The organism is Microbacterium sp. B24, assembly GCF_000333415.1.
In the GTDB taxonomy this organism is placed as follows: domain Bacteria; phylum Actinomycetota; class Actinomycetes; order Actinomycetales; family Microbacteriaceae; genus Microbacterium.
In genome coordinates this window covers 1-1,360 of the sequence record NZ_BADB01000068.1, presented here as the reverse complement: position 1 = coordinate 1,360, position 1,360 = coordinate 1, and the positions used below count along the sequence as shown (strand labels likewise).

Here is a 1,360-nt window from a genome sequence, read left to right as displayed (position 1 = left end):
TGACAACCCTGGCCTTCATCGGAGTGATCCCTGTGTCTGAATCTCAGATGCGTGACGAGTCCTGTTCTGCGGCCCAGCACACCTCGGACGCTTCCCTCACGTACTGGTGGCGCGTACCTGCCGGCTCGGTCTGTGCCTCCCCCTACTGGGAGTCGCCCTCCCTCTGATCAATTTAGGCATCGACCATTACCTCAACTCCTCGACTGCCCTCCGCCGGACAGCGTGCTCACCCGCTCAGGAACAAAGGGCTGAATGCAACCAGCGCCCTGACCTCAGTCCGCACGGATACACCAACTACAGCAGCGCCAATGACCAACGATGCCCAATGAGCCTCATCAACCGCGACACCTCCACCTACCTGAACGCGTCCCTTGCGCTATCGCACCCGGTCGCCCACCTCTTCGGCCGGATGACCGCCACCGAAAACGTCTGCTAGATAATGCATTGCGACTCCCCCAAGGATCTGGACCACATCATCCTCGAGCGCCATGCCGGCTCGATCCTGCACACCTATCCCGAGAAGGTCCTGCGCGCCGCGGAGTTGACCGCCCAGACGCGTCTTCGCATCCCCCTGATCGTCGCCGAGGACTGCATCCACGGCCACTCGTTCTGGGAGGGCGCCACCATCTACCCGACGCAGCTGGGCATGGCCGCGACGTGGGACCCCGACCTGCTCGAGCGCGTCGCCCGCGCGACGGCGACGGAGGTGGCGGCGACCGGCATCCATTGGACCTTCTCACCGGTGCTCTGCATCGCACGCGATCTGCGCTGGGGGCGGGTGGGCGAGACCTTCGGTGAAGACCCGTTCCTGATCGGCGAGCTCGCCAGCGCCATGGTCCGTGGCTACCAAGGACGCGGACTGCGCGACGAGACCGCGATCCTCGCGACCGCGAAGCACTTCGCCGGCTACTCCGAGACGCAGGGCGGGCGCGATGCGAGCGAAGCCGACATCTCGCGCCGCAAGCTCCGCTCGTGGTTCCTCCCTCCGTTCGAACGCGTCGCACGCGAGGGCTGCGCGACGTTCATGCTCGGCTACCAGACCACCGACGGGGTTCCGATCACCGTCAACGACTGGCTGCTGGACGACGTGCTGCGTGGCGAGTGGGGCTACACGGGCACACTCATCACCGACTGGGACAACGTCGGCCGCATGGTGTGGGAGCAGAAGATACAGCCCGACTACGCGCACGCCGCCGCGGCGGCCATTCGCGCCGGCAACGACATGGTCATGACCACACCGGGCTTCTTCGACGGGGCGCTGGCGGCGATCGATGCCGGCCTCCTGTCGGAAGGAGACCTCGATCGGGCCGTCCGGCGGATTCTCACCCGACTCTAGAGGATCCCCGGGACCGAGCTCAAT

At 65.8% G+C, this 1,360-nt stretch carries 1 pseudogene; it reads left to right on the top strand.

From position 1 onward, the window contains the following. Positions 1 to 325: 325 nt before the first annotated feature. Positions 326 to 1,327 (top strand): annotated as a pseudogene (locus I5I_RS01575) (glycoside hydrolase family 3 protein); the annotation flags it as partial. Positions 1,328 to 1,360: the final 33 nt, after the last annotated feature.